Below are 24,304 nucleotides of genomic sequence, written 5' to 3' on the forward strand. Positions count from 1 at the left end.
CTATCGACAGGCGCGGGATCAATGAGTAGCGCCATTACCTCCCAATAAATACATCGGAGTTTCAAATGTCTGCATCCGGCGATACCGCTGTCCAGGTCGAGACGCAAAACATTTCCTTCCCTGAGTTGGTCGAGCTGCTGCGCCAGATCTTCCAACGCAACGGCACCTCCCCGGAAGTGGCCAGTATCCTGGCCGAAAATTGCGCCAGCGCTCAGCGTGACGGTGCCCATAGCCACGGTATTTTTCGCATTGCCGGTTACCTTTCAACCCTGGCCAGTGGTTGGGTGGACGGTAAGGCTGTGCCCAAGGTCGAGGACGTCGGGGCTGCGTTTATCCGGGTCGATGCGGCCAATGGATTTGCTCAACCGGCATTGGCAGCAGCCAGGTCGTTGCTGGTGGAAAAGGCTAAAAATGCCGGGATCGCTGTCCTGGCGATTCGCAACTCGCACCATTTCGCTGCTCTGTGGCCCGATGTCGAGCCGTTCGCACGTGAAGGGCTGGTGGCGTTAAGCGTGGTCAACAGTATGACGTGCGTGGTGCCTCATGGTGCACAGCGCCCGTTGTTCGGCACCAATCCCATTGCGTTTGCCGCACCGCGTGCCGGTGGCGATCCGATTGTGTTCGACCTGGCCACCAGCGCCATCGCCAACGGTGACGTGCAGATCGCCGCCCGCAAGGGTGCAATGCTGCCAGCCGGCATGGGCGTGGATCGCGCTGGACAACCGACCGAGGACCCCAAGGCCATCCTCGATGGCGGCGCGCTGCTGCCGTTTGGTGGCTATAAGGGCTCAGCGCTGTCGATGATGGTCGAACTGCTCGCGGCCGGGCTCACGGGCGGCAACTTCTCCTTCGAGTTCGACTGGTCCAAACATCCTGGCGCGCAAACCCCCTGGACGGGCCAACTGTTTATCGTCATCGACCCGAACAAGGGCACCGGGCAGAACTTTGCCGAGCGCAGTGAGGAGTTGGTCCGGCAGATGCACGGCGTCGGTCAGGAGCGCATGCCCGGCGACCGCCGCTACCTGCAACGCGCCAAGGCCCAAACCCAGGGTATCGACATTCCTGTGGCTGAACTGGCACGGTTGCGGGAGCTGGCGGGGGTTTAGGATCACGTCTAGAGGGTGGGGTGGGACTCAAAGCCCGCCCAGATAGTCCATCTTGCCGACAGCCACGCCTTTGTGGCGCAGGATGTCGTAGGCCGTGGTCAGGTGGAAATAGAAGTTTGGCAGGGCGAAATTCAACAGGTAATCCTGCTGGCTGAAGGTTAGCGCCTGGCTCGGGGTCTTGACGATCACCGTGTTGCCGGCATTGGCCTGGTATTGCTCAGGCGTCAGGCTATGCATGAAGGTTTGTGTATTGGCAATGCGCTCTCGCAGTTGCTCAAGGGTGGTTTCGGTATCGGGAAAGCTCGGCGCCTGTACGCCGGCCAGCCGCGCAGTACAGAATTTCGCAGCATCGCTGGCGCTCTGGACCTGACCAATCAGGTTAAACATGTCGGGCGCGAGACGGGCCTGCAACAGCTCGTCGATCTCCATGCCATTGGCGCTGGAGTGGTCGACTGCCTTATCCAGCAACGTCGAGAGATTGTTGAGACCGCGCAAAAACACCGGAACAGACAGTTGGTAATAAGACAGGCTCATGCTGATTCCTCAAACGTTCGATAAGGGGATGTATCGACTGACAATCGTCGATCCTTGACGAGCATTTGGCAAGGTGCTCATGCGGTGAGCTTGAATGACGGACGAATGCGGGCGATCAATGTGGGTAAATCCCCTCCCGAAATGTTCAGCTGTTTCAGGTCGATATTCTCGTGGGCAAGCCTTGTGAGAAATTGGTCTAGATCGGCAGCGACCCGCTCGGGTAACTCGATTTGTGCCGCTGGACTTAGCAATTGAGAAATGCGCAACACATCGTTGCGGTGCTTTTTGATATTTCTACTATCGACATCCTGTCCTTCGAGCTTGCGTCGGCTCAGATCCAGCCAGGCATTGGCCTTGAGGGGAATCAACCGTTCTGGGCCTATGAAGGACAAACCATCAGCAGTCTGCCTGCCGGTAATAATGAAGTTGTAATAATCCTCATCCAGCAAGATTGCCGAAAGGCTTGATACAGCCTCGTCAACGGGAATGGGTGAAAGTTCGGCTCCAGGCATCAAGATCAACCCGTCGGGAATGCGAGAAAAAAGCTCCAGCATGAGAGGGAAGCTCTCATCCTGTGGCTTCTGGAATCGATAAAACTGCGGCGCACCATCACTGCGCTGAGCGATCTGATAATGACCGGCTGCAATGAACTGCCAGAAGATTTCTGCGAAGTTGGCATCCAGCGCTTCGATAATCAGAACGATATCCAAGTCCTTGGTTGCCCTGAAAGCAAGGCCCGCCTCATCCATGACTTTGGCACTCGCAACGCCGCCAATAAGAACGTAGCGGTCAGTAAAATCCGCAAAGAAACGGGTGAAGACATCCAGTCCTCTTACCATTCGATATTTTCCTCAAAATCGGCCAATGCCATTTGTACGCGTTCGTCAGGGTGGCCCTGGAGGCTGAGTATTAGCGAAAAAGGATCTGCCTCTTCAGCGTTTGGCAGGAGCCAGGGTGAATAGCTCCAAACCTCGATCATGAGCGGCTGCCGTTGATCCATTGCTGAAAACTCCTGCCCCGAACCCTTAGCGATCTTGATGATTTCAGTGTTGGTAGCCACTGTTGTTCGCGATGCGGCTGTGAGCATCGTTCGTGTGGCAAGCAAGGTTTCACCTGCACGGATTTTCCTTGAAGACGAATCGAGGTCACCGTACAGCTGCTTTTTTACCGGTGTCGAAAGCAGCGGACGTATTTGCGTCCAAAGTTCTTGAGGGCTCTTAGCAAAAAACTCCACCCAGCGCTCTCGCCCCTGGGTTATCGGTTGCGCGATGTTGAAACCAATCATTTCTTTGGCTGCGCGGGAAAGGGTCATTTCGGTATAACCCAGCTCTGCACCCAGCAGGCTTGGATGGTTTTTTTGTTGCCATACACCGAGTAAGGCTCGAATCAACAGCGCTTGAGTCGCGGGAGACACCCGCACGTTATCCTTTGCCTCTTTCTTTCTGAAATACTCGCGTAGATCCACGGCCAGTTCGGGGATGTAAGTCTGGTTGCCTGGCACGACAAAGGACACCTGCCCATCGATCAATGTTTTGCGCTCATACGAGGCCAACTCCTCGAACAACAATACCGGCGTGACATCAGTGAGGTTTCTCACCGTCCGAATATGTTTTTTAACCTGCACTAACCCCGGATAGTCGGCGCGAAACCGCATGAGTAAACAGGGCGTGTCCAGAAGTCGGATCAGGCGGAATTCGTAGGTGTCGATCAGGAAATAAGGCAACGCGCCATCTGCGGCCCAGCGCTCCATTTGAATGGATAAACCGAACAGCGTTTGAAGGTAATGTTGTGTGCTGTCAAAGATGTTCATGGGAGCGCTATATAACTTAATATCTGCACGTTAACATCGTTGATGTTAACGTGCAAAAACAATGTTACATTGCGGTGATTCCTTTCGCGCAAAACTGTCACCATCGTGCCCATTGGCACCCTGTACATCACACCCCATACCAACGTTTCAATCAGTACGGTTTGCCCGGCCGCAACGCCCGCCACCTCCCATGCCCGCTTCGGTGCTATACCCGCGGACTTGCTCGATGTTTTCGCAATCAACTGCCATGTTCTTTAGCTCCTGTTTGAATGGATTCATCCGTAAGGCCGGCTCAATTTCTCCATCGCTGCGTCAGCAATGAAGGACGAGCGACTTTTGATGTTGTGGTCGCGGACATAGCGGTCGATGCGTTGGATGACGAAGCCGGGGAGGGTGACGTTGACCTTTTCGGTCTTGCCCAGATAAGGCGAGATATCGATTTCCAGCATGCCCCAGCCCATTGCGGCGTAGTCGGGGTGGTTGTGATGGTCCATGGCCGATGTAGGCATGGGCACGGCGTGACCGTTAGCTGCCATTTCCTCGAGCATGATGTGGGCGATTTCTATGGCTGCGTTGTAGGCGTCTTCGAAGGTATCGCCTGCGGTCACTGCACCAGGGATGTCGGGAATATGAATGCCGATGGCGGTGTTTTCGTCACCCCATTCTATGGCGATTGGGTATTGCATGGTGCTCTCCTGCAAAAGTGTCAGGCAAGGCTGGGCTGGATCAACCATGCGCGCCTCCTGATGCTTCGAACTGTCCCGACCGGCAAATCCTTTTTCGGGTGGGGGACAGGGATTGTGTTTGGGTTGCAGGGGTGCGTAAAAATGTGGTGACTGCCTTTGATCCTTTGAAGCGTCCAGCCTGCCGCTTCAAGTTCTGCTATCAACTCCCTGCTCTTCACCATCAGCTCCTTTTGAATCAGATAGCGCTGAATGGTGTGGCTGGGGTTATCTTAAGGCAATAGAAAAGATGTATCCAGAGTTATAATTTACCCAGCTGCTCCCGATACGGCAAATCCGGCCCAACCTTGGTGCAGGTCAGTGCGGCGGCGGCTACGGCGAATGTGAGCATGTCGTCGATAAGCTCTCGAGACAGCGATTCCAGTTTGTCCGGGGCGTCGAGTTGGCGTTCGCTAAGGAAGGTGATCAGTGCGGCCTGGAAGGTATCGCCTGCGCCGACCGTGTCGGCCGTGATGACGTCACGGGCGGGCACCGACCAGCTTCCATGTTGCCGGGTGAAGACGCTGGCGCCCTGGCTCCCGCGGGTCAGGAACACCAGTTGGCAGCGTTTGTTCAACCAGCCCTGAGCCACGCTCTGTGGGTCGCGATCCGGGTAGAGCAGGGACAGGTCTTCGTCGCTGACCTTGATAATGTGTGCGTGCTCGGCAAACGCGGCGATTTGCTCGCGCCAGCGCTGGATATTCGGCTCCGGATTCAGGCGCACGTTCGGGTCCAGGGTGATCAGGCGTTGATTGCTTTCGCGCTCGACCAGTGCCAGCAAGGTGTCGGCGACAGGGCGCACGACCAACGAAAACGAGCCAACATGAATGCCGCGCACCTGCTCATTCAGCGTCGGCAGGTGTTGATGTTGCAATTGTCGGTCGGCGCAGCCTTCGCCGCGAAAGCTGTAGTGAGGTGAACCGTCGGCACCCACAGCGACCATCGCCAACGTGGTGGGTGCGTCGAAGTCGATCAGGTAGTAGGGTCGCACACCTTCTTCATCGAGCACCGTGCGCAGGCGCCGGCCCAGATAGTCGGTGGAGAGCCCGGCAAAGAAAGCCGCATCGATTCCCAAACGGCTTAGCCCCACCGCGACGTTGAACGGTGAGCCGCCGGCAATGGCCTGGAAGCCCAGTTTATTGCTTTGCCCGCTGCTATCCGGTTGGCTGAAAAAATCGAACAGCGCTTCGCCACAGACTAGAAACATAAACGCTCCATCAACATAAGGGGGTCCACGGCGTTTAAAGTGCCGGTAAGTGAGTGCGATAGCGGTCATAGACCTGCTGATAAGCAACGACATTCTCGCGGATTGGCTGCGTTTCGCTGTTTGCATCGAGGCTGACGCAGCGCTGACACAATGCTTGCAACCCCTGATTCTGCCCCATTTCTTCGGACCAGCACCACGCTGCCTGAATCGCTGCGCCGAGTGCCGCCGCTTCGCTGTGTTCGGTACAGATGACGGGAGTGTCCATGATGTCAGCGACGATTTGCCGCCAGACTGCGCTTTTCGCGCCGCCGCCGATCAAACGGATGGCCTCGCTCTTGATGCCATTGGCGCGCAGCAGGTCCAGGCCGTAGCGCAAGCCAAAGGTGGTGCCCTCGACTACCGCCCGGCACAGGTTGGCCTGGCTCAGGTTGGTGCTGTCGAGCCCCAGAATACTGCCGGTGGCATGGGGCAGGGCGGGCACTCGCTCACCGTTGAGAAAGGGCAGCATCAACACGCCTTCAGCGCCGATCGGCGCCTGGGTAATCGAGCGGTTGAAGCCGTCTATGTCCAGCGCGAACAGTTCGCGAATTGCGCTGGTGGCGTTGGTCAGGTTCATGGTGCAGATCAACGGCAGCCAACCGCCAGAAGAAGAACAGAAGGTCGCCACGGAGGCTTGATCGCTGACCTGTGGCTGGTCGGCATAGGCGTACACCGTGCCCGAGGAACCCAGGCTCATGGTGATGGAACCTGGCTGGATATTGCCGGTGCCGATGGCGCCCATCATGTTGTCGCCACCACCGCTGGCGACAATGGCGTGCGGGTTAAGCCCCAGCCGTTGGGCGATCTGCGGACGAATCGTGCCTACGGCTTGCTGTGCTTCGATCAGCTGCGGCAACGCGCGGCTCAAGCGGCCGCTGGGGTCGATATGTTCGAGCAGCGCCACGTCCCAACGGCGGGTGCGCACGTTGAAGTAGCCGGTGCCGGACGCATCGCCGAATTCGCTGCAACAGCGTCCGGTCAGCCAGTAGTTGAGGTAATCGTGGGGCAGCAGGATCTTGTCAATGCGCTCGAAAAGCTCGGGATGCTGCTCCTTGGTCCAAAGCAGTTTCGACACGGTATAGCCCGGTGCAATGGCAACGCCCAGGCGCGCCAGAGAACCGGCTTCGCCACCGAGATAGTCCAGCAGTCGATCGTTTTCCGAGGCGGACTCGGTGTCACACCACAGCTTGGCCGGGCGTAACACCTCGCCGTATTGATCAAGCAACACCAGTCCGTGCTGCTGCCCGGAAACGCCGATTGCCTGAATCTGCAACCCGCTGACGCCTGCTTCTGCCAACGCGCCATGGGTGGCGTGTTCGAACGCCGTCAGCCACTGCTGTACATCCTGCTCGCGCCGGCCGTTGGCGGCGCTGATCAGGCTGTGCGCCGCCGAGCCCTGGCCAAGGACCTTACCGCTTGCTGCGTCGAGGACAATCGCCTTGGTGCCTTGGGTGCCGCAATCGATACCGAGAAACATGGGCACCTCAGCCTTCTTTGGCCAGCAGATTTTCCAGGGTCTTGCTGACGCCCAGTTCCCGCAGGCTGTTGAGGTTATGTTCGAACGCGGCGACAAACTCGGCGGACTGTGGAATCGCCGTGCCAAATATCTCTTCAACCTCCAGCAAGCGCTGGGTGATCAGTACATCGTCGGCGACCAATGCCTGACAGAACTCAGACCGCGGGTCGGGGATTGGGTAGATATTGCCGGCTTCATCCTCGCCCTTGAGGTACAAGGCCCAGGCCGCCACCACCAGCGACGCGCGGTCGAGGTTGCGCTGATCGAGAATCAGACGATTGATGGTCGGGACAGTGAACTTGGGAAACTTCGACGAGCCATCCGAGCAAACCCGCGCCAACTGGTCAGCAATCGCTCGATTGGAGAAGCGTTCAATCAGCGTGTCCTTGTAGCTTTCAAGATCGATGCCCGGCACCGAAGCCAATTGTGGCGTGACATCAAGGTCCATATAGGCGCGGATGTACTGGACAAGCAGCGGATCCTCCATGGTCTCGTGGACGAAGCGGTAGCCTTGCAAAAAGCCCAGATAGGTCAGCGCCAGGTGACTGCCATTGAGTAGTTTGATTTTCATCTCTTCGTAAGGTGTCACGTCGTCGGTGAACTGCACGCCGACCTTTTCCCAGGCCGGGCGACCGTTGACGAAGGTGTCTTCCAACACCCATTGCACGAACGGTTCGCAGACCACCGGCCAGGCGTCGTCGATACCTTCTTCATCATGTAACTGAAGTCGGTGGGCAGTACTGGTCATCGGCGTGATGCGGTCGACCATGGCGTTGGGGAAGCTGACGTTGGTGGCGATCCAGTCATGCAGATCGGCGTCGCGCAGGGCGGCGAAGGCCAGCAAGGCCTTGCGCGCGACGGCGCCGTTGTGCGGCAGGTTGTCACACGACATCAAAGTAAAGGCTGGCGTAGCGTTCGCGCGGCGTTTAGCCAGGGCCGCGCAGAGCAGGCCGAACACGGTTTTTGGCGCGGTCGGGTGCGCCAGATCGTGCTGGATTTGCGGCAAGTGCGCCATGAACTCGCCGTTGCTATCGTCGATGCAATAGCCGCCCTCGGTGATCGTCAGCGAGACGATACGAATCTCGGGACTGGCCAGTTTGTCGATCAGCCTCTGTACGCCATCTTCAGCCAGCAACATGTCGCTGATAGCGCCGATGATGCGGGTTTCGGTGTCGTAAGTGTCGCCTAGCTCATAGAGCGTATAGAGGTAGTCCTGTCCTGCGAGGGCGTCACGCACGGCGCGATCCTCCGGGCGCAAGCCGATCCCGCAGATGCTCCAGTCAAGACCTTCGCCAACGTTCATCAACGCGTCGGTATAGAACGCCTGATGCGCGCGATGAAAACCGCCAACACCGATGTGGGCGATGCCCTGACGCGTTTCGCTCGGTGAGTAGGCAGGTCGGGCGATGTGCTTTGCCAGTTGCGAAAGGTTCTGCTTGTTGAGCTTCATGGTAACGATCTCGCTTAGGCGGCGACCTGCAAGGCTTTGGTGATCACCAGGCCCTGGGCGTCGAACAAATGGCAGTGGGCGCTATCCAGATGCAGGTTCAGTGTCTCGCCATATTTACTGGCCAGATCCCCGCGGATACGCATGGTCAGGGCTTCGCCTGAAGCGGTACGCACATGGCAATAGGTGTCGCTGCCCAGGCGCTCGCTGACGTCAGCAATCACCTGCATCTGGCAGTCGCCATCCTTGGCGATATTCAAGTGCTCCGGGCGAATCCCCAGGGTCACCGCGCTGCCGACACTCAAGTTGGCGCCGCTCAACGGCAGATTGACTTTGGTTCCGGCGTCCAGAGCGACTTCGCAGCCGTTGCTACCGATGCGGCTGATGGTGCCCTTGAGGAAACCCATTTTGGGCGTGCCCAGAAAGCCTGCGACGAACAGGTTGGCCGGATGATGGTACAGCTCCAGGGGCGAGCCGACCTGTTCCACTTTGCCGCCGTTGAGGACCACGACCTTATCGGCCAGGGTCATGGCTTCGACCTGATCGTGGGTCACATAGATCATGGTTGCTTGCAGTTCTTTATGCAGGCGCGACAGTTCCAGTCGGGTCTGCACACGCAGGGCGGCATCGAGGTTGGACAAGGGTTCGTCGAACAGGAAGATCTTCGGGTTGCGCACGATGGCCCGGCCAATCGCCACGCGTTGACGCTGACCGCCGGACAGTTGTTTCGGCTTACGCTCCAGCAACGGTTCCAGCTGCAGAATACGTGCGGCCTCGCTGACCTTGCGTTTAATCTCGGCCTTGTCGCCGCCCGCCAGATCGAGGGCAAAGGACATGTTCTTGCGTACGGTCATGTGCGGGTACAGGGCGTAGGTCTGGAAAACCATGGCCAGATCGCGCTTGGCCGGGGTGACCTGGGTGATGTCGCGGCCATCGAGTTCGATGGTGCCGGCGGTGACCTCTTCAAGCCCGGCGATCAAGCGCAGCAGGGTCGACTTGCCACAACCTGACGGGCCGACGAACACCACGAACTCCTTATCGCGAACATCCAGGTCGATGCCTTGGATGATGGCGTTACCGTCGAAGCCTTTTTGCAGATTTCTGATGCTCAGGTTAGCCATGATGGCCTCCAGTCTTATTCTTGAGAGACTATTTGACGGCGCCGAAAGACAGGCCGCGAACCAGTTGTTTTTGGCTGATCCAACCGAAGATCAGGATCGGCGCGCACGCCAGGGTCGAGACTGCGGAAAGCTTGGCCCAGAACAAACCTTCGGGGCTTGAATACGAGGCAATCAGCGCGGTCAGCGGCGCGGCGTTGGAGGAGGTCAGGTTGAGTGACCAGAAGGCCTCGTTCCAGCACAGGATCAGTGACAACAGTGCTGTGGACGCCAGGCCGCCTTTGCAGATCGGCACCAACACGCGGAAGATTTCCTGCAGGGTCGTGGCGCCATCCAGACGCGCGGCCTCGAGAATGTCCGGCGGAATGTCCTTGAAGTAGGTGTAGATCATCCAGACCACGATCGGCAGGTTGATCAGGGTGTAGATGACGATCAGCGCGAATCGTGTATCCAGCAGGCCGAACGTCTTGGCCAACAGGTAGATCGGCATCAGGACGCCCACCGGCGGCAACATCTTGGTCGAGAGCATCCACAACAGCGTGCGCTTGGTCTGTTTGGTCTCGAAGAAGGCCATGGAGTAGGCCGCTGGCACCGCGATCAGCAGGCACAGAATGGTGGCGCTGAAAGAAATGACCACCGAGTTCCAGGCAAAGTGAAAGTAGTCACTGCGTTCCTGGATGTGCAGGTAGTTTTCCAGTGTCGGCGTGAAGATGAACTGCGGCGGCGTGGCAAAGGCGTCGATTTCGGTCTTGAAGCTGGTCAGCACCATCCAGAAGATCGGAAAGAACACCAGCGCCGCAATGGCCCAGGACAGGGTGCCGAGCAAAACACTTTGCATGCGGCGGGATTGTTTGAGCGTCATCATGGCAAGGCCCTCATGACTTGTCGGTGAGGTTTTTGCCGATCATCCGAATCAGGATGATCGCGGCAATGTTGGCGATGACCACGGCAATCAGGCCGCCGGCCGAAGCCATACCGACGTCGAACTGCAACAACGCCTGGTTGTAGATCAGGTACGCCAGGTTGGTCGACGCGTAGCCCGGCCCGCCATTGGTGGTGGTGAAGATTTCGGCGAACACCGACAGCAGAAAGATGGTTTCGATCATGATCACCACGGCAATCGGCCGTGCCAGATGCGGCAGCGTCAGGTGCCAGAAGATCGCCAGCGGACCGGCACCGTCCAGACGCGCAGCTTCTTTCTGCTCCTGATCCAGCGATTGCATGGCGGTCATCAGGATCAGAATGGCAAAGGGCAGCCATTGCCAGGACACGATGATGATGATCGACAGCAGCGGGAAGTGCGCCAGCCAGTCCACCGGTTGCGCGCCGAAGAACTTCCATATGGCCGCGAGAATCCCGGAGACCGGATGGAAAATCAGGTTTTTCCAGATCAGCGCACTGACCGTCGGCATGATGAAAAACGGCGAAATCAATAGCACTCGGACGATGCCGCGACCGAGAAACTCGCTGGCTTCCAGCAGTGCCGAAATCAACACACCCAGAATCACGCTGATCGCCAGCACGCTGCCCACCAGCAACAAGGTGTTGGTGGCGCCGGGGATGAAGCCGCTGTCGGTGATGAAGTAGATGAAGTTTTCCAGACCGACGAATTCGTTCTCGCCAGGAGACAGCAGGTTGTAGCGGATCAGCGAGAAATAAATGGTCATGCCCAGTGGCACGATCATCCACACCAGCAACAGCAACACTGATGGGCTGACCAGCAACCAGCCGGGTTTGACCAAGCGGCGTTTGGCCTGGGGTTGTTGACTGGACGTGTCCAGACGGGGATTAACGGCTGAGGTATTCATGATGACTCCGAACCTGGGTGCAAGCTTGAACAAGGTGTCGAGAGGCAAGGCTCCCCTCGACACAAGCAACAGTCAGTCGTGACTATTTCTTCGGATAACCCGCTCGCTTCATGTCTCGTTCAGTGGAGGTCTGCGCGTCGGTCAGGGCAGCATCGACCGTCGCTGTGCCCACCAGGGCCGCCGAGAATTTCTGGCCGACCGTGGTGCCGATTGCCTGGAATTCGGGAATGGTCACCAGCTGGATACCGACGTATGGCACAGGCTTGAGCGTCGGCGTCTTGGGTGTGACCGCTTTCAACGATTCCAGGGTGATTTTGGCGAACGGCGCTGCTGCCATGTATGCATCGTTGTAAGTCGAAGCACGGGTGCCTGGCGGTACGTTGGCAACGCCGTCTTTCTCGGCGACCAGTGCGGCATATTCCTTGGACGTCGCCCACGTGCTGAAGGTTTTGGCGTCAGCCTGATTTTTCGCGCTGGTCGGGATGGCCAGCGCCCAGGAGTACAACCAGGCTGAACCTTTGTCGGTCACTTCATGCGGTGCGTAGGTAAACCCTACGTGGTCGGCGACTTTGCTTTGGCTCTTGTCGGTCACGAAAGAGCCCGCAACGGTGGCATCGACCCATATCGCGCATTTACCGCTGTTGAACAAGGCCAGGTTTTCGTTGAAACCGTTGCTGGAGGCACCGGGCGGGCCGGACTTCTTCATGGTTTCTACGTAAAAGTTCAGCGCGTTTTTCCACTCAGGTTGATCGAACTGAGGTTTCCATTGCTCATCGAACCAACGTGCGCCGTACGAGTTGGCGACGGTGCTGATCAGCGCCATGTTTTCACCCCAGCCGGCCTTGCCGCGCAGGCAGATGCCGTACTGCTCTTTGTCGCGATGGGTAAGTTTTTCGGCGAAACCAGCGATCTCGGTCCAGGTCGGGCGCTCCGGCATGACCAGCCCGGCATCCTTGAACAGATCGCTACGGTAATAGGTCATCGAGCTTTCGGCGTAGAACGGAAGGGCGTACAGCGTGCCTTTGACCGAAAGGCCGTCACGTACCGAGGGGAAGACGTCATCCAGCGCGTAGCTCGCCGGCAGATCAGTCATGGGCGCCAGCCAGCCTTTTTCGCCCCACAGTGATGCTTCGTACATACCGATGGTCAGCACATCGAATTGCCCGCCCTTGGTGGCGATGTCGGTGGTCAGGCGTTGGCGCAGGACGTTTTCTTCCAGCACCACCCAGTTGAGCTTGATGTCAGGGTGCTTTTCTTCGAAGGTTTTCGACAGGCGTTGCATGCGGATCATGTCGCTGTTATTGACCGTGGCAATGGTCACGGTGCCAGCGAAGGCGCTACCGCCGACGATAAGGCAGGTGCTTGCGAGTAGAACGTTTGCTGCGATTTTCATCGATCACTCCTCTCCTGCGCCCAGTGAGCTGCAGAAGGTCGGTTATTGTTTTTGTATCTTCCGGAGGCAAGGAAGACTGTGAGCTGATTACAACGGTCTGAGGGTTTAATGACAAATCCTGCGCCGCACTCAAATCGATACTATTTTGCACTCAGGGCAGAAATGAAAATGCACGGGAACACCGCTCCGACACGGGATAGGCCGATTCCAGCGTAGTTGAAGTGGGTAAAGGAGGGGTGAATCAGTACAGGTTTTGTTCGGTCAGGCGCTGCACGGCCAAGCGACGATAGTGGGACGGTGTCATGCCTTTAAGCTGTTGGAAGCGCCGGTTGAAATTGGAAATGTTATTGAAGCCGGACTCGAAACACACATCGGTCACGGGTTTATCGCCATCGGCCAGCAACTCGCAGGATTTACTGATGCGCAAACGGTTGACGAATTCGACGAAGCAGCGGCCGGTTGCCTGCTTGAACACCCGGGAAAAATACGTCGGCTTCATGCCCAGGTAATCGGCTACTTCTTCTAGCGGCAGTTCGCGCGCGTAATGGGCAAAGATGTAATCCACTGCGCGGTTGGTGCGGTCGATGCTGTGCTCATCGGCCAATTGCGGCGAGGTTGTTCCCGACAGCAACTGGATATCATCACTGGCAGCCAGCAGCTCCAACAGAATGAAAAAATGCCCCAACCGGCTGATGCCTTTGCTGTCGGCGATTTTCTGCATCAGTTTCATTGCCTGACGGATCGTGCGCTTGCAGCGAAACTCGATGCCGTACTGAGCGCGCTCCAGCAGTGGGGTCAGGGTCTTGAGCTCGGAGAACACCAGATTGCCGCTCTCGAACAACTCGTCGGTGAAGTTCACCAGCATGTCGCGCTTGGGCACCACTTCGTCCTCACCGACCTGGCTGATCCAGTTATGCGGCAGGTTGGGCCCCGTCAGGAATAGACTCTCCGGGTAGAAATTGCCGATGTAATCACCAATGAACACCTTGCCGGAACTGGCAACGATCAGGTGCAACTCGTATTCCTTATGGAAGTGCCAGCGCACCAACGGACAAGGGAAACCATGCTCGCGATAAATGATCGACAGGCCGTTATGGTCGTCCATCAGCTCGTAGGAAGGGTCGGTGATTCTTGTTGTTTTAGTCATGTGTGAATCGTCAGGAATGATGGATCAGGCAAATACCACTTCAACACGTCCTTCACGTCGAGAACGTGGTGCGGCCTTGATGACAATTTGGACGTCACGACCCAGACGAGCAAGGCAATCGATCATTTTTGATTCGCTGATGCCACGAAACTTGCCCCGAAGCATTTCCGAGACCTTGGGTTGAGGCATGGCAAGAATTTCGGCGGCCTGGACTTGAGTCAGGTGTCGCGCCTTGATGATGCTACCGATTTTTGCGGCCAGTTGCGCCTTGACCAGCATTTCGCTTGCGTCGGCCTGACCCAGGTCGGCATAGACATTACCGCTGCCGGTTTCGATTTCAGTCATGTTGGTGATCCTTTCGAGTGATGCTCTGCCGCCATAAAGCGAGCCTTGATCATCGCGATCTCAGGCTGCGGCGTCTGAATGCCCTTGGTGGACTTTTTCTGAAAGCAATGAAGAACATAGATAGCTGCGCCAAAGCGTACGGTATAGACAGCCCGGTAAGTGTTGCCATCAACGTTCTCGACCACTTCCAGCACGCCCGCTCCGCCGAAACCTTTGAGTGGTTTGGTTTGAGGGTGCTTGCCACCGTGCTGAGCAAGGTGGAGGGCAAAGCCGAACGTGTCCTGGACTTCTTCAGGCATGGTGCTCAGGTCCTTTTTGCTACTGGCCACCCAGAATAGTGGCTTTTCATATCCATATGACATGGGCGAAATTATACCTATATGGGGATAAAGTCAATGTGTCGCTTTTGCTTCCATTGCATATGGTGTTCACTATCCACACGCATGAAAACCACGCCACTTCGGAGTTGTTACCTGATGAGAAAAATCCTGCTGATCGGCATTGGTGCAGGCAATCCGGAACAGATCACGGTCCAGGCCATCAACGCGTTGAATCAGGCGAACGTGTTTTTCATCCTGGACAAGGGCTATGCCAATGACGATCTGTTGCGGTTGAGAAGGGATATCTGCCAGCGCTACATCACGGGCGACAATTACCGCGTGGTGCAGATTCAGGATCCGCAACGCAAAGACGATCCGCAGTCCTATCAACTCGGCATCGAGACCTGGCATGAGCAGCGTGCGGTGTTGTTCGAGCAACTGATTGGCGATGAAGTGGCCGAAGGGGAGGTCGGCGCCTTTCTGGTGTGGGGCGATCCATCGCTGTACGACAGCACCTTGCGAATTCTCGACCGGGTACTGGAGCGCGGCGCGCAGTCGTTCGATTACCAGGTCATTCCAGGCATCACCAGCGTACAGGCGTTGGTCGCCCAGCACCGGATTCCACTCAACCGCATTGGCGAGCCGATCCAGATCACCACGGGGCGGAGATTGGCGCAGCAGGACGTCGAAAGTATAGAGAACGTCGTGGTGATGCTCGACGCACATTGTACGTTCGATACCCTGACCGATAGCGATCTGTACATCTATTGGGGCGCGTATCTGGGCACTCCGGATGAAATCCTGATCGCCGGCAAGCTCAAGGACGTCAGTGCTGAAATCCAGCGCGTCCGCGAAGCCGCCAGACGCGAGAAAGGCTGGATCATGGACACTTACTTGTTGCGCAAGCCGATCGAGCCGATCTGACTCAAACCTTGCGGTTCTTCGCCTCGATCCACTGAGCCATGTACTGAGTGCTTTTATGATGATGGTGACGCAACATCGCCCCCGTGAAGTTATCGGTTCGATGCTGCTGCAAGCTCTGCCGACAGGCCTCAATCCGGGCAATCAGGCTCGCGCAGTGTTGCTTGTGTTGATAACGCGCTGCCAATAACGCCCAGCCCTTGGCTTGCGCCTGGGTCCACAGGCTTTCATCCCGATAAAGCTCGACGGCGGCGGCAGCAATAGCGCTGGCGCTGGTGGCGATCACACCCGGCCACGGCAGTTCACCGCTCATGGCTTCGGCGCCGATAGGGGTGGTCACATTGGGCGTGCCGCAGATCATCGCATCGATGATTTTGCCTTTGATACCGGCGCCGAAGCGCAAGGGTGCCAGGCAGACTCGCGCCCCGGACATCACTTCCAGCGCATCTTCGGCCCAGTTCATTACGTGGAACCCTTGCGCTGCATTGTGCAGAGCGGTGGCTTTGGGCGGGGTATAGGCGCCGTAGATGTGCAGTTGCGCGGATGGCAACTGTTGGCGAATCAGCGGCCAGATGGTGTTTTTCATCCATAACACTGCATCCCAGTTCGGCACATGGCGAAAATTACCGATGCTGAGAAAGTGCGCACGCTCTTCGAACGGCCGCGCGCTGGCGGGACTGCCGTCAAGCATCAACGGGCACCACTGCAACAACGCCTTGGGTACCCTGAACTGATCAACGAGCAGGTCGATTTCTACGTCGGAAGTCATCAGGCTGATATCTGAGCGGTAGATAGCGGCAATTTCGCGCTGGGCAAGGTCACTTGCTGCCATAGGTTGGAAAACGGCCTGAGATGAAAGTCTGAAAAAATCAGTAAAATCATCAAGTTCAGGACTTGTCTTCAGGTGATCTTTGAACAGTTGATGGCGCGCGTCGCGCAAGCTTTGCAGGTCTGAGGTTTCGAGAACGCGCAGGGCACTAGGGCAGTGCTTCTCCACGCGCCAGCCAAATTGTTCTTCCATCATGAAACGGTCGAACAACACGATGTCGGGCTGGAGTTCGGCAATGAACGCGTCGAAGCTGCTGTTGTTGAGCTCAATGCCAATCTCGGTAATGCCCAGGGCCGCAAGATCAGCTTTATGCTCGCCCTCGGTCGCCGGGCTGCTGAATGTGATCTGCCAGCCTTGCTCCCGAAAGCATTCGATCAATTGCATCATGTGCCCACTCGCTGCCGACGAGCACGGCTCTGGCCAGACGTAACCAATAATGAGCACGTGGGTGGGTGCGCTCGAGTGGGTCTGGCTCATGGACGGAGGTTCCTTGGTGGGCAGGGTGCGCAATTAAACCACAGGGCGGCTAACAGGCACTGACCTCGACAGGTTTGCAGCTGCGCAAGAAGCTGAGCATCAGCCCCTTGGGTTCAAAATTCCCTTCACCTTGTCGCGCAGTTGATCGATGGAAAACGGCTTGCCAATGATGTACATGTCCTTCGGAACCTCCAGGTTTTCCGCGTAGCCGCTGGCGAACAGCACGGGTAAGGTGGGGCGCAATTGTCGGGCGGCGGTCGCCAGGTCGCTGCCTTGCATGTCAGGCAATCCTTGATCAGTCATCAGCAGGTCGAAGACTTTTTGAGCATCGCCCAGTTGGGCGAGCGCGGCCTCACCGTCAGCGGCTTCGAACACGGTGTACTCCAGCTCTTCAAGCACGTCGACGATCAACATACGCACTATATTGTCGTCTTCGACCACGAGGATGGTGCTGGCTGGTGCGGACATGGTGTGCTCCCTGTAGAAAAGGCGGTGGTTCGAGCCTGATTGTCTCTGTTCTGCTCGTTAATAAGTGAGTAGAAGATGACTACAAGTTCCCAACAACTTGAAAAAGTATCCATTCGGATATTTTTTTGTTCACTTTTCATCCAGAAAAAAATTTAGCCAGGAAACGTCATGGCCTTGTGCCTGAAATTTCCGCTTCCAGTATTAGAAATCAAGTCTTTTGCTGACGTTTACGGCAAACTCCGTGAATTCGATGAATTCGCCTGGGCGTCCTGATGAACAAGCTGTCTTCGATTGACGAGCAACGCTTCCGTAAAATGCTGAGCCGCAATGTCAGCCTGCCTTTGGGCGTCGGCGTGCTGAGCGCGGTGTTCTTTATTGCGCTGATTACTTATTTATTGTCGGTGATCCAATGGGTCGAACACACTGACCGTGTGATCAACAACACTAACCATTCACTCAAACTGTCGATTGACATGGAAACCGCCATGCGCGGGTTTCTATTGACGGGAGATGAGCACTTTCTTGACCCCTACGAAGTGGCCAAACCCGGGATCAAGTCTGAACTCAAAGGGCTGGAAGCGTTGGTCGACGACAACCCTCCACAGGTAGATCGCTTCAAGCGACTGTCTGCGTTGCAGAATGACTGGAACGATTTTGCGCAGGAAATGATCACTCTGCGTCGACAAAACGGCGACTACCTGAGCCCAATTCAGGCCGGGCAAGGCAAGCGGTTGTCCGACGAGATTCGCAGCGAATACGATCAAGCCGTGGCGATGGAGCAGCAACTGCGCATCAATCGCAACGAAGACGTTACCCACACGACCGTGCTCAGCATCAGTCTGTACCTCATCTTCGTCCTCTCGATCAGCGCGTTGCTGGCGTACATCGGTCGCCGCGATATGTTAGCGCTATCAGTCAGTTACAGTGAAAACCTGAAGCTGCAAGAGAACAATGCTCAACGCCTGCAGCATGTGGCGTGGCTGCGCAACGGGCAAAGCGAACTGGCTGAGCAGGTGCTGGGACAACTGACAGTGAATCTGTTGGGTCGCAATGTGTTGCAGTTTTTCGCTCATTACCTGGGCTCGGTCGTGGCGGCGATGTATGTCCGCCAGGAGCATGGCGGTTTTAAGCGCATGGCGTCCTACGGTTTATCTCGTGAGCAGGAACAGCGTGAACAGTCGGTTTACAGCGACGAGGGCATCATTGGTCAGGCGGCTCAGCAGGACAAAATCATCACCCTGAACGATGTACCGGGTGATTACTTCAAGGTCAGCTCGGGTTTGGGCGAAGGCTTACCGCGCAGCGTCCTGATAGTGCCGACCCGCAATGACGATCAGGTCAACGGCGTGATTGAGTTGGGATTTTTACGGGCCCTGACCGAGCGTGATGTCGAACTCCTCGAGGTGATAGCCGATAACATTGGCACTTCGATCGAAGCGGCGCGTTACCGTCAGCGTTTGCAGGAAATCCTCGCTGAAACCCAGCAACTCAATGAAGAGTTGCAGGTACAACAGGAAGAGCTCAAAACCGCCAACGAAGAGCTTGAAGAGCAGTCGCGGATCCTCAAGGAATCCCAGGTCCATCTGGAAACCCAACAGGCGGAACTTGAGCGGACCAATGAGCAACTGGCCGAACAGGGCCAGGCCCTGGCTGATCAGCGCGATGCGCTGGACCGCAATAACGAAGAGCTGAGTGTTGCGCAGGTCGAACTCGAGGCGCGGGCCGAAGAGCTGCAACGCTCCAGCAAATACAAATCCGAATTCCTCGCCAACATGTCCCATGAGTTGCGCACCCCGCTCAACAGCACACTGATTCTGGCGAAATTGCTCGCGGAAAACCCGACGGAGAATCTGACGGCCGAGCAGGTCAAATTTGCCGAGTCGATCTATTCGGCAGGCAATGACCTACTCAACTTGATCAATGACATTCTCGATATTTCCAAAGTCGAAGCCGGCAAGCTCGACATGCGCCCGGAAAACACCAGCGTGGCGCGGTTGGTCGAAGGCTTGCGTGGCATGTTTCAACCCTTGGCGGTAGACAAAAAGCTCGATTTCCAGGTCGAACTGCAGACCGGAACACCCGCGCTGCTGTTCACCGACCGCCAACGACTGGAACAAATTCTGAAAAACCTGTTGTCCAACGCGATCAAGTTTACCGAGCACGGCAGCGTCAGCCTGACGGTGTCGCGTCAGCCGGGCGAGGGCATTACCTTCACTGTCCGCGACTCGGGGATCGGGATTATCGAAGACCAGCAGGAAAGCATCTTCGAGGCGTTCCGTCAGGCCGACGGCACCACCAATCGGCGGTATGGCGGCACAGGTCTGGGATTGTCGATTTCCCGCGATCTGGCCAGATTGCTCGGTGGCTCCATCACCGTCACCAGCGCGCCGGAGCAGGGCAGTATCTTCACCCTGGTGCTGCCTGAGCACTACGTTGAACAGGTTCAGCTCGAATACGGTGAGCAACCGGTTGCGGTCGCGGCACCTGTGGCGGTGGCCCCGGTCATTGCCCCCGTTGTTGTGCCGACGCCCGTTCCAGCTTTTGCCGATGACCGAGACAACAGCCCCTTCAGCAGCCGCTGCATTCTGGTTATCGAGGATGAGGTTAGCTTCGCGCAGATTCTTTACGATCTGGCCCACGAATTGGGTTATCAGTGTCTGGTAGCCCACGCCGCTGACGACGGCTTTAACCTCGCCGCGCAGTTCATGCCCGACGCGATACTGCTGGACATGCGTCTGCCGGATCATTCAGGTCTGACGGTGTTGCAACGCTTGAAGGAACTGGCGCAGACCCGACATATCCCGGTGCACGTGATCTCGGTCGAAGATCGTCAGGAAGCCGCCATGCACATGGGCGCCGTCGGCTATGTGGTCAAGCCGACCACCCGCGAAGAGCTCAAGGATGTCTTTGCCAAGCTCGAAGCCAAGCTGACACAGAAGGTCAAGCGCATCCTGCTGGTCGAGGACGATGCCCTGCAACGCGACAGTATCGCGCGGCTGATCGGTGACGATGACATCGAGATCACGGCCGTCGGGTTCGCTCAGGATGCGTTGGAGTTGCTGCGCGATAACGTCTATGACTGCATGATCATCGACCTCAAACTGCCAGACATGCTCGGCAACGACCTGCTCAAGCGCATGTCCACCGATGACATCTGTGCATTCCCGCCAGTGATCGTCTACACCGGGCGCAACCTGACCCGTGATGAAGAGGCCGAGCTGCTCAAGTATTCGCGCTCAATCATCATCAAGGGCGCTCGCTCGCCGGAACGTTTGCTCGATGAAGTGACGCTGTTCCTGCACAAGGTCGAATCGCAGCTGTCCAACGAACGGCAGAAGATGCTCAAGACCGCCCGCAGCCGCGACAAAGTCTTCGAGGGTCGCAAGATCCTGGTGGTGGATGATGACGTACGCAACATTTTTGCGCTGACCAGTGCCCTGGAACACAAGGGCGCTGTGGTTGAAATTGCTCGAAATGGTCGAGAAGCCATCAGCAAGCTCAATGAAGTCGACGACATCGACCTGATATTGATGGATGTGATGATGCCCGAGATGGACGGCTACGAGGCGACCATAGAAATCCGCAAGGATCCACGCTGGCGCAAACTGCCGATCATTGCGGTAACGGCCAAGGCCATGAAGGACGATCAAGAGCGCTGCCTGCAGGCCGGCTCCAACGATTACCTGGCCAAACCCATCGACCTTGACCGCTTGTTTTCGCTGATTCGTGTATGGCTGCCAAAAATGGAACGCATCTGATTGATTGAACGTATCCAGTTTTGAAGCCACTAAGTTGACTCTCAGCATCGAGTATCCGGATTTGCGTCATGTCGCTTGAGCAAAACGCTGAAATTGAATTGCGCTTGTTGATCGAGGCCATTTACCTCAAATACAGCTACGACTTTCGTGATTACTCCGGTGCGTCGGTCAAGCGCCGGGTCAATCATGCGTTGCGCCAGTTTGACTGCAAAACCATTTCGGCCTTGCAGGAGCGTGTGCTGCACGATCCTTCAGCGTTCATGCAATTGCTGCAGCTCCTGACCATTCCCGTCAGTGAGATGTTTCGCGATCCGGGGCATTTTCTGGTGATCCGTCAGGAAGTGGTTCCGCTGCTCAAGACTTATCCCTCGATCAAGATCTGGATTGCCGGTTGCAGCACCGGGGAGGAGGTCTATTCAATGGCCATCCTGCTGCGCGAGGAGGGGTTGCTTGAGCGAACCATCCTCTATGCGACCGACATCAACCCCAGCTCGCTGGAGAAGGCCAAGCAGGGGATTTTTTCCCTGGAAAATATCCGTGTCTATAACGAGAACTATCAGAAGGCTGGCGGAAAGCGCGCGTTTTCCGATTACTACACCGCGGCGTACGACAACGCGATTTTCGACAAGACCCTGCGTGAGAACGTAACGTTCGCTGATCACAGCCTGGCGACCGACAGCGTCTTTTCAGAAACTCAATTAATATCGTGTCGTAACGTACTGATTTATTTTAATAAAAAACTTCAGGATCGAGCGCTTGGCTTGTTTCATGACTCGCTCTGCCATCGGGGCTTTCTCGTGCTGGGCAGCAAGGAAACACTCGACTTCTCCGCCTATCGCAAAGATTTCGAGGCGTTGGTCAAGAAGGAGCGGATCTACCGAAAGTCATGAAAACGACTGAAGAACACAGTCACAGATCCCTCAGGTCTTTGCCTATTGTCGATGCGATTGTCATCGGAGCATCGGCGGGTGGGGTGGAAGCCCTGATGAAGGTTTTCTCCGTGCTGACCCCGGGTTTCGGCCTGCCGATCATCGCCGTCCTGCATGTCCGTGACGAGCGCCGTAGTTGGTTGGCTGAGGTTTTTCAGCAACGCCTGCCCATTCCCGTCAAAGAAGTCGACGACAAAGAGATGATTGTTCCCGGCACGTTGTACTTTGCCGCCCCCGGTTATCATTTGTCGGTAGAAAAGGACTTTAGCCTGTCCCTTAGCCAGGAAGAGCGCGTTTTCTATTCACGGCCCAGCATCGACATTCTTTTCGAGTCTGCTGCCGATGCCTATGGGCCACGGCTGGCAGGCGTATTGCTGACCGGAGCCAATCAAGACGGTGCTCGAGGGCTGTCCTTGATCAAACAATACGGCGGACTGACGGTGATTCAGGACCCCATGCAGGCTCAAGCGCCCGTCATGCCGGAAGCGGCGTGGGCGTTGCGTGCGCCGGATTACATCCTCCCTTTACACGACATCGGCCAACTGCTTGTCGAGCTGGAAAGAACTGCATGCTAAGTGAAATTCGAGCCAAACTGCTGATCGTCGATGATCTGCCAGAAAATCTGTTGGCTCTTGAGGCGTTGATCAAGTGCGAAGACCGCGCGGTCTATAAAGCCTTGTCTGCGGACGAGGCGCTCTCGCTGTTGTTGCAGCATGAATTCGCTCTGGCCATTCTCGATGTGCAGATGCCGGGGCTGAATGGCTTCGAGCTGGCAGAACTGATGCGCAGCACCGAGAAAACCAAAAACATTCCTATCGTGTTTGTCAGCGCCGCCGGTCGCGAACTGAATTACGCGTTCAAGGGCTACGAAAGCGGTGCAGTGGACTTTCTGCACAAACCGCTGGATATCCATGCGGTGAAGAGCAAGGTCAACGTGTTCGTCGACCTTTATCGTCAACGCAAAGCCATGAAGCAGCAAGTTGAAGCCCTCGAACAGAGTCGACAAGAGCAGGAGGCCTTGCTCAAGCAGCTCCAGGCTACGCAGAACGAGCTGGAGCATGCGGTGCGGATGCGCGATGACTTTATGTCGATTGTCTCCCATGAAGTACGCACACCGCTCAACGGCCTGATTCTGGAAACCCAGCTGCGCAAACTGCATCTGGCCAAAGACAACACCGCCGCGTTTACCCTGGACAAGCTGCGCGCCATGGTTGACCGCGATGAGCGGCAGATTCAGAGCCTGATTCGCTTGATCGAAGACATGCTCGATGTCTCGCGTATTCGTACAGGCAAACTGTCGATTCGCCCCAACCGTTTCGATCTGGCGCAGTTGGTCAACAATTTGCTGGAGAACTTCTCTGCGCAAATTTCGGCCGCCGAATCGACGGTCTCGTTTACCGCAGAGCAGCCGGTCGTCGGTACCTGGGACGAGTTCCGTATCGAGCAGGTAGTTGCCAACCTGCTGACCAACGCGCTGCGCTATGGTGCGCGTGGACCGATCGATGTGCGGGTGTACTGCGAGGCCGGGCAAGCACGGGTGGATGTACTCGATCAGGGCATCGGCGTCAGCGAAGAAAACCAGAAGCGGATCTTCCAGCAATTCGAGCGAGTATCGGCCAAGCAGGTCATCGCAGGTTTGGGGCTGGGCTTGTTCATATCGGAGCAGATCGTCACCGCCCACGGTGGTTCGATCAGCGTAGAAAGCGAGGAGGGCAAGGGGGCGTTGTTCAGGGTGTGTCTGCCTCTTTGATACCCATCGGTATTTATCCGACGGACAGCGCAACCTACGCCGCACACCATGGTCGTAATGGCAGCAACTAAAAGATCTAAGGCACATTCATGAGCTCTGATGCAGAAAATGTCGTACTCATCGTCGAAGACGAACCACTGATCCTGATGCTGCTCGCCGATTATCTCGCAGGCGAGGGCTACCGGGTTCTGCAGGCGGAAAACGGCGAACAGGCGTTCGAGATTCTGGCCAGCAAACCAAACCTGGACTTAATGATCACCGACTACCGCCTGCCGGGTGGGGTGTCGGGCGTGATGATTGCGGAACCTGCCGTGAAGTTACGACCTGAATTGAAAGTGATTTTCATCAGTGGTTATCCCGCAGAAATTATTGAGTCTGGAAGCCCTATCGCCCTCAAGGCCCCCATCCTGGCCAAGCCCTTTACCCTGGACAGCCTGCATACCCAAATCAAAAGTCTGCTGTGTTGACTGGAATTGCAATTCTGTGCCCGCCCGGGCTCTGTAGGGAAATTCCGCGCCGCGCTGTCGCGCAGCAAACACGGTCCCCCTGTAGGAGCTGACTTGTCTGCGAAAAGGGCCGAAGGACCTTCCAGCGATATCGTGTCCAGCCTATTTGCGACTGCTTCGCAGCCGATCGCAGACAAGTCAGCTCCTACAGTCG

At 56.6% G+C, this 24,304-nt stretch carries 24 protein-coding genes; 7 read left to right on the plus strand and 17 right to left on the minus strand.

Annotation, left to right across the window (positions count from 1 at the left end; all coding sequences use genetic code 11):
- Positions 1 to 65 precede the first annotated feature (65 nt).
- A complete protein-coding gene (locus tag AC1MEE_RS07865; protein ID WP_480414770.1) occupies positions 66 to 1,106 on the plus strand; it encodes an Ldh family oxidoreductase in 1,041 nt (346 codons plus the stop codon).
- A gap of 27 nt (positions 1,107 to 1,133) precedes the next feature.
- Here the strand turns inward: AC1MEE_RS07865 and AC1MEE_RS07870 are convergent, their stop codons facing one another.
- From AC1MEE_RS07870 to AC1MEE_RS07940, 15 genes are all read right to left on the minus strand, one after another.
- On the minus strand, positions 1,134 to 1,640 hold the full coding sequence (locus AC1MEE_RS07870) for a DUF1993 domain-containing protein (protein WP_480414771.1): 507 nt from the start codon (positions 1,638 to 1,640) through the stop codon (positions 1,134 to 1,136).
- Positions 1,641 to 1,717: 77 nt separating this feature from the next.
- Complete coding sequence (locus tag AC1MEE_RS07875; protein WP_480414773.1) at positions 1,718 to 2,479, minus strand: hypothetical protein; 762 nt, start codon at positions 2,477 to 2,479, stop codon at positions 1,718 to 1,720.
- On the minus strand, positions 2,473 to 3,450 hold the full coding sequence (locus tag AC1MEE_RS07880; RefSeq protein ID WP_480414774.1) for a hypothetical protein: 978 nt from the start codon (positions 3,448 to 3,450) through the stop codon (positions 2,473 to 2,475). Before AC1MEE_RS07880 ends, AC1MEE_RS07875 begins: the two co-directional genes overlap by 7 nt.
- A 275-nt stretch (positions 3,451 to 3,725) precedes the next feature.
- Entirely contained in the window at positions 3,726 to 4,136 is a 411-nt protein-coding gene (locus tag AC1MEE_RS07885; RefSeq protein WP_480414775.1) for a type II toxin-antitoxin system HicB family antitoxin, read from the minus strand.
- Between the two features lie 20 nt (positions 4,137 to 4,156).
- Positions 4,157 to 4,354, minus strand: a complete 198-nt coding sequence (locus AC1MEE_RS07890) for a type II toxin-antitoxin system HicA family toxin (RefSeq protein ID WP_480414777.1) — start codon at positions 4,352 to 4,354, stop codon at positions 4,157 to 4,159.
- Between the two features lie 80 nt (positions 4,355 to 4,434).
- A complete protein-coding gene (locus AC1MEE_RS07895; RefSeq protein ID WP_480414778.1) occupies positions 4,435 to 5,379 on the minus strand; it encodes a carbohydrate kinase family protein in 945 nt (314 codons plus the stop codon).
- A gap of 34 nt (positions 5,380 to 5,413) precedes the next feature.
- Positions 5,414 to 6,895, minus strand: a complete 1,482-nt coding sequence (gene xylB, locus AC1MEE_RS07900) for a xylulokinase (RefSeq protein ID WP_480414779.1) — start codon at positions 6,893 to 6,895, stop codon at positions 5,414 to 5,416.
- Between the two features lie 7 nt (positions 6,896 to 6,902).
- A complete protein-coding gene (locus AC1MEE_RS07905) occupies positions 6,903 to 8,384 on the minus strand; it encodes a mannitol dehydrogenase family protein (protein WP_480414781.1) in 1,482 nt (493 codons plus the stop codon).
- Positions 8,385 to 8,398: 14 nt separating this feature from the next.
- Positions 8,399 to 9,502, minus strand: a complete 1,104-nt coding sequence (locus tag AC1MEE_RS07910) for an ABC transporter ATP-binding protein (protein WP_480414782.1) — start codon at positions 9,500 to 9,502, stop codon at positions 8,399 to 8,401.
- Between the two features lie 28 nt (positions 9,503 to 9,530).
- Complete coding sequence (locus AC1MEE_RS07915; RefSeq protein WP_480414783.1) at positions 9,531 to 10,364, minus strand: carbohydrate ABC transporter permease; 834 nt, start codon at positions 10,362 to 10,364, stop codon at positions 9,531 to 9,533.
- A 10-nt stretch (positions 10,365 to 10,374) separates the two neighbouring features.
- Complete coding sequence (locus AC1MEE_RS07920) at positions 10,375 to 11,307, minus strand: carbohydrate ABC transporter permease (RefSeq protein WP_480414784.1); 933 nt, start codon at positions 11,305 to 11,307, stop codon at positions 10,375 to 10,377.
- Positions 11,308 to 11,389: 82 nt separating this feature from the next.
- On the minus strand, positions 11,390 to 12,700 hold the full coding sequence (locus AC1MEE_RS07925; RefSeq protein WP_480414785.1) for an ABC transporter substrate-binding protein: 1,311 nt from the start codon (positions 12,698 to 12,700) through the stop codon (positions 11,390 to 11,392).
- Positions 12,701 to 12,941: 241 nt separating this feature from the next.
- A complete protein-coding gene (locus AC1MEE_RS07930) occupies positions 12,942 to 13,847 on the minus strand; it encodes a helix-turn-helix domain-containing protein (RefSeq protein WP_480414786.1) in 906 nt (301 codons plus the stop codon).
- A 24-nt stretch (positions 13,848 to 13,871) separates the two neighbouring features.
- Positions 13,872 to 14,192, minus strand: coding sequence for a helix-turn-helix domain-containing protein (locus AC1MEE_RS07935; RefSeq protein WP_480414788.1), 321 nt, complete (start codon positions 14,190 to 14,192; stop codon positions 13,872 to 13,874).
- Positions 14,189 to 14,554, minus strand: coding sequence for a type II toxin-antitoxin system RelE/ParE family toxin (locus tag AC1MEE_RS07940; RefSeq protein WP_480414789.1), 366 nt, complete (start codon positions 14,552 to 14,554; stop codon positions 14,189 to 14,191). The genes AC1MEE_RS07935 and AC1MEE_RS07940 overlap by 4 nt, the downstream gene beginning before the upstream one ends.
- A gap of 114 nt (positions 14,555 to 14,668) precedes the next feature.
- On the opposite strand from AC1MEE_RS07940, the gene cobF reads away from it, so the two are divergent.
- Entirely contained in the window at positions 14,669 to 15,436 is a 768-nt protein-coding gene (gene cobF, locus AC1MEE_RS07945; RefSeq protein ID WP_480414790.1) for a precorrin-6A synthase (deacetylating), read from the plus strand.
- Between the two features lies 1 nt (position 15,437).
- Here the strand turns inward: cobF and AC1MEE_RS07950 are convergent, their stop codons facing one another.
- Positions 15,438 to 16,739, minus strand: a complete 1,302-nt coding sequence (locus tag AC1MEE_RS07950) for a glycosyltransferase (RefSeq protein ID WP_480414791.1) — start codon at positions 16,737 to 16,739, stop codon at positions 15,438 to 15,440.
- Positions 16,740 to 16,838: 99 nt separating this feature from the next.
- Positions 16,839 to 17,207 (minus strand): response regulator, encoded by a 369-nt coding sequence (locus AC1MEE_RS07955; RefSeq protein ID WP_480414792.1) that lies wholly within the window; start codon positions 17,205 to 17,207, stop codon positions 16,839 to 16,841.
- Positions 17,208 to 17,479: 272 nt separating this feature from the next.
- Between AC1MEE_RS07955 and AC1MEE_RS07960 the strand changes: the two genes are divergently transcribed.
- The 5 genes from AC1MEE_RS07960 to AC1MEE_RS07980 all read left to right on the plus strand — a co-directional run bounded on the left by AC1MEE_RS07960 (position 17,480) and on the right by AC1MEE_RS07980 (position 24,111).
- Positions 17,480 to 20,965: a response regulator gene (locus tag AC1MEE_RS07960; RefSeq protein ID WP_480414793.1), complete on the plus strand. Its 3,486-nt coding sequence runs from the start codon at positions 17,480 to 17,482 to the stop codon at positions 20,963 to 20,965.
- Between the two features lie 68 nt (positions 20,966 to 21,033).
- Positions 21,034 to 21,855, plus strand: coding sequence for a CheR family methyltransferase (locus AC1MEE_RS07965; RefSeq protein WP_480414795.1), 822 nt, complete (start codon positions 21,034 to 21,036; stop codon positions 21,853 to 21,855).
- Entirely contained in the window at positions 21,852 to 22,469 is a 618-nt protein-coding gene (locus AC1MEE_RS07970) for a chemotaxis protein CheB (RefSeq protein WP_480414796.1), read from the plus strand. The genes AC1MEE_RS07965 and AC1MEE_RS07970 overlap by 4 nt, the downstream gene beginning before the upstream one ends.
- The gene (locus AC1MEE_RS07975; protein WP_480414797.1) at positions 22,463 to 23,644 is read left to right on the plus strand and encodes a hybrid sensor histidine kinase/response regulator; all 1,182 of its coding nucleotides are present in this window, start codon (positions 22,463 to 22,465) and stop codon (positions 23,642 to 23,644) included. The genes AC1MEE_RS07970 and AC1MEE_RS07975 overlap by 7 nt, the downstream gene beginning before the upstream one ends.
- An 89-nt stretch (positions 23,645 to 23,733) precedes the next feature.
- Positions 23,734 to 24,111 (plus strand): response regulator, encoded by a 378-nt coding sequence (locus AC1MEE_RS07980; protein WP_480414798.1) that lies wholly within the window; start codon positions 23,734 to 23,736, stop codon positions 24,109 to 24,111.
- The last annotated feature ends 193 nt before the right edge of the window (positions 24,112 to 24,304 follow it).

This window comes from Pseudomonas sp. ASL3 (genome assembly GCF_056680425.1).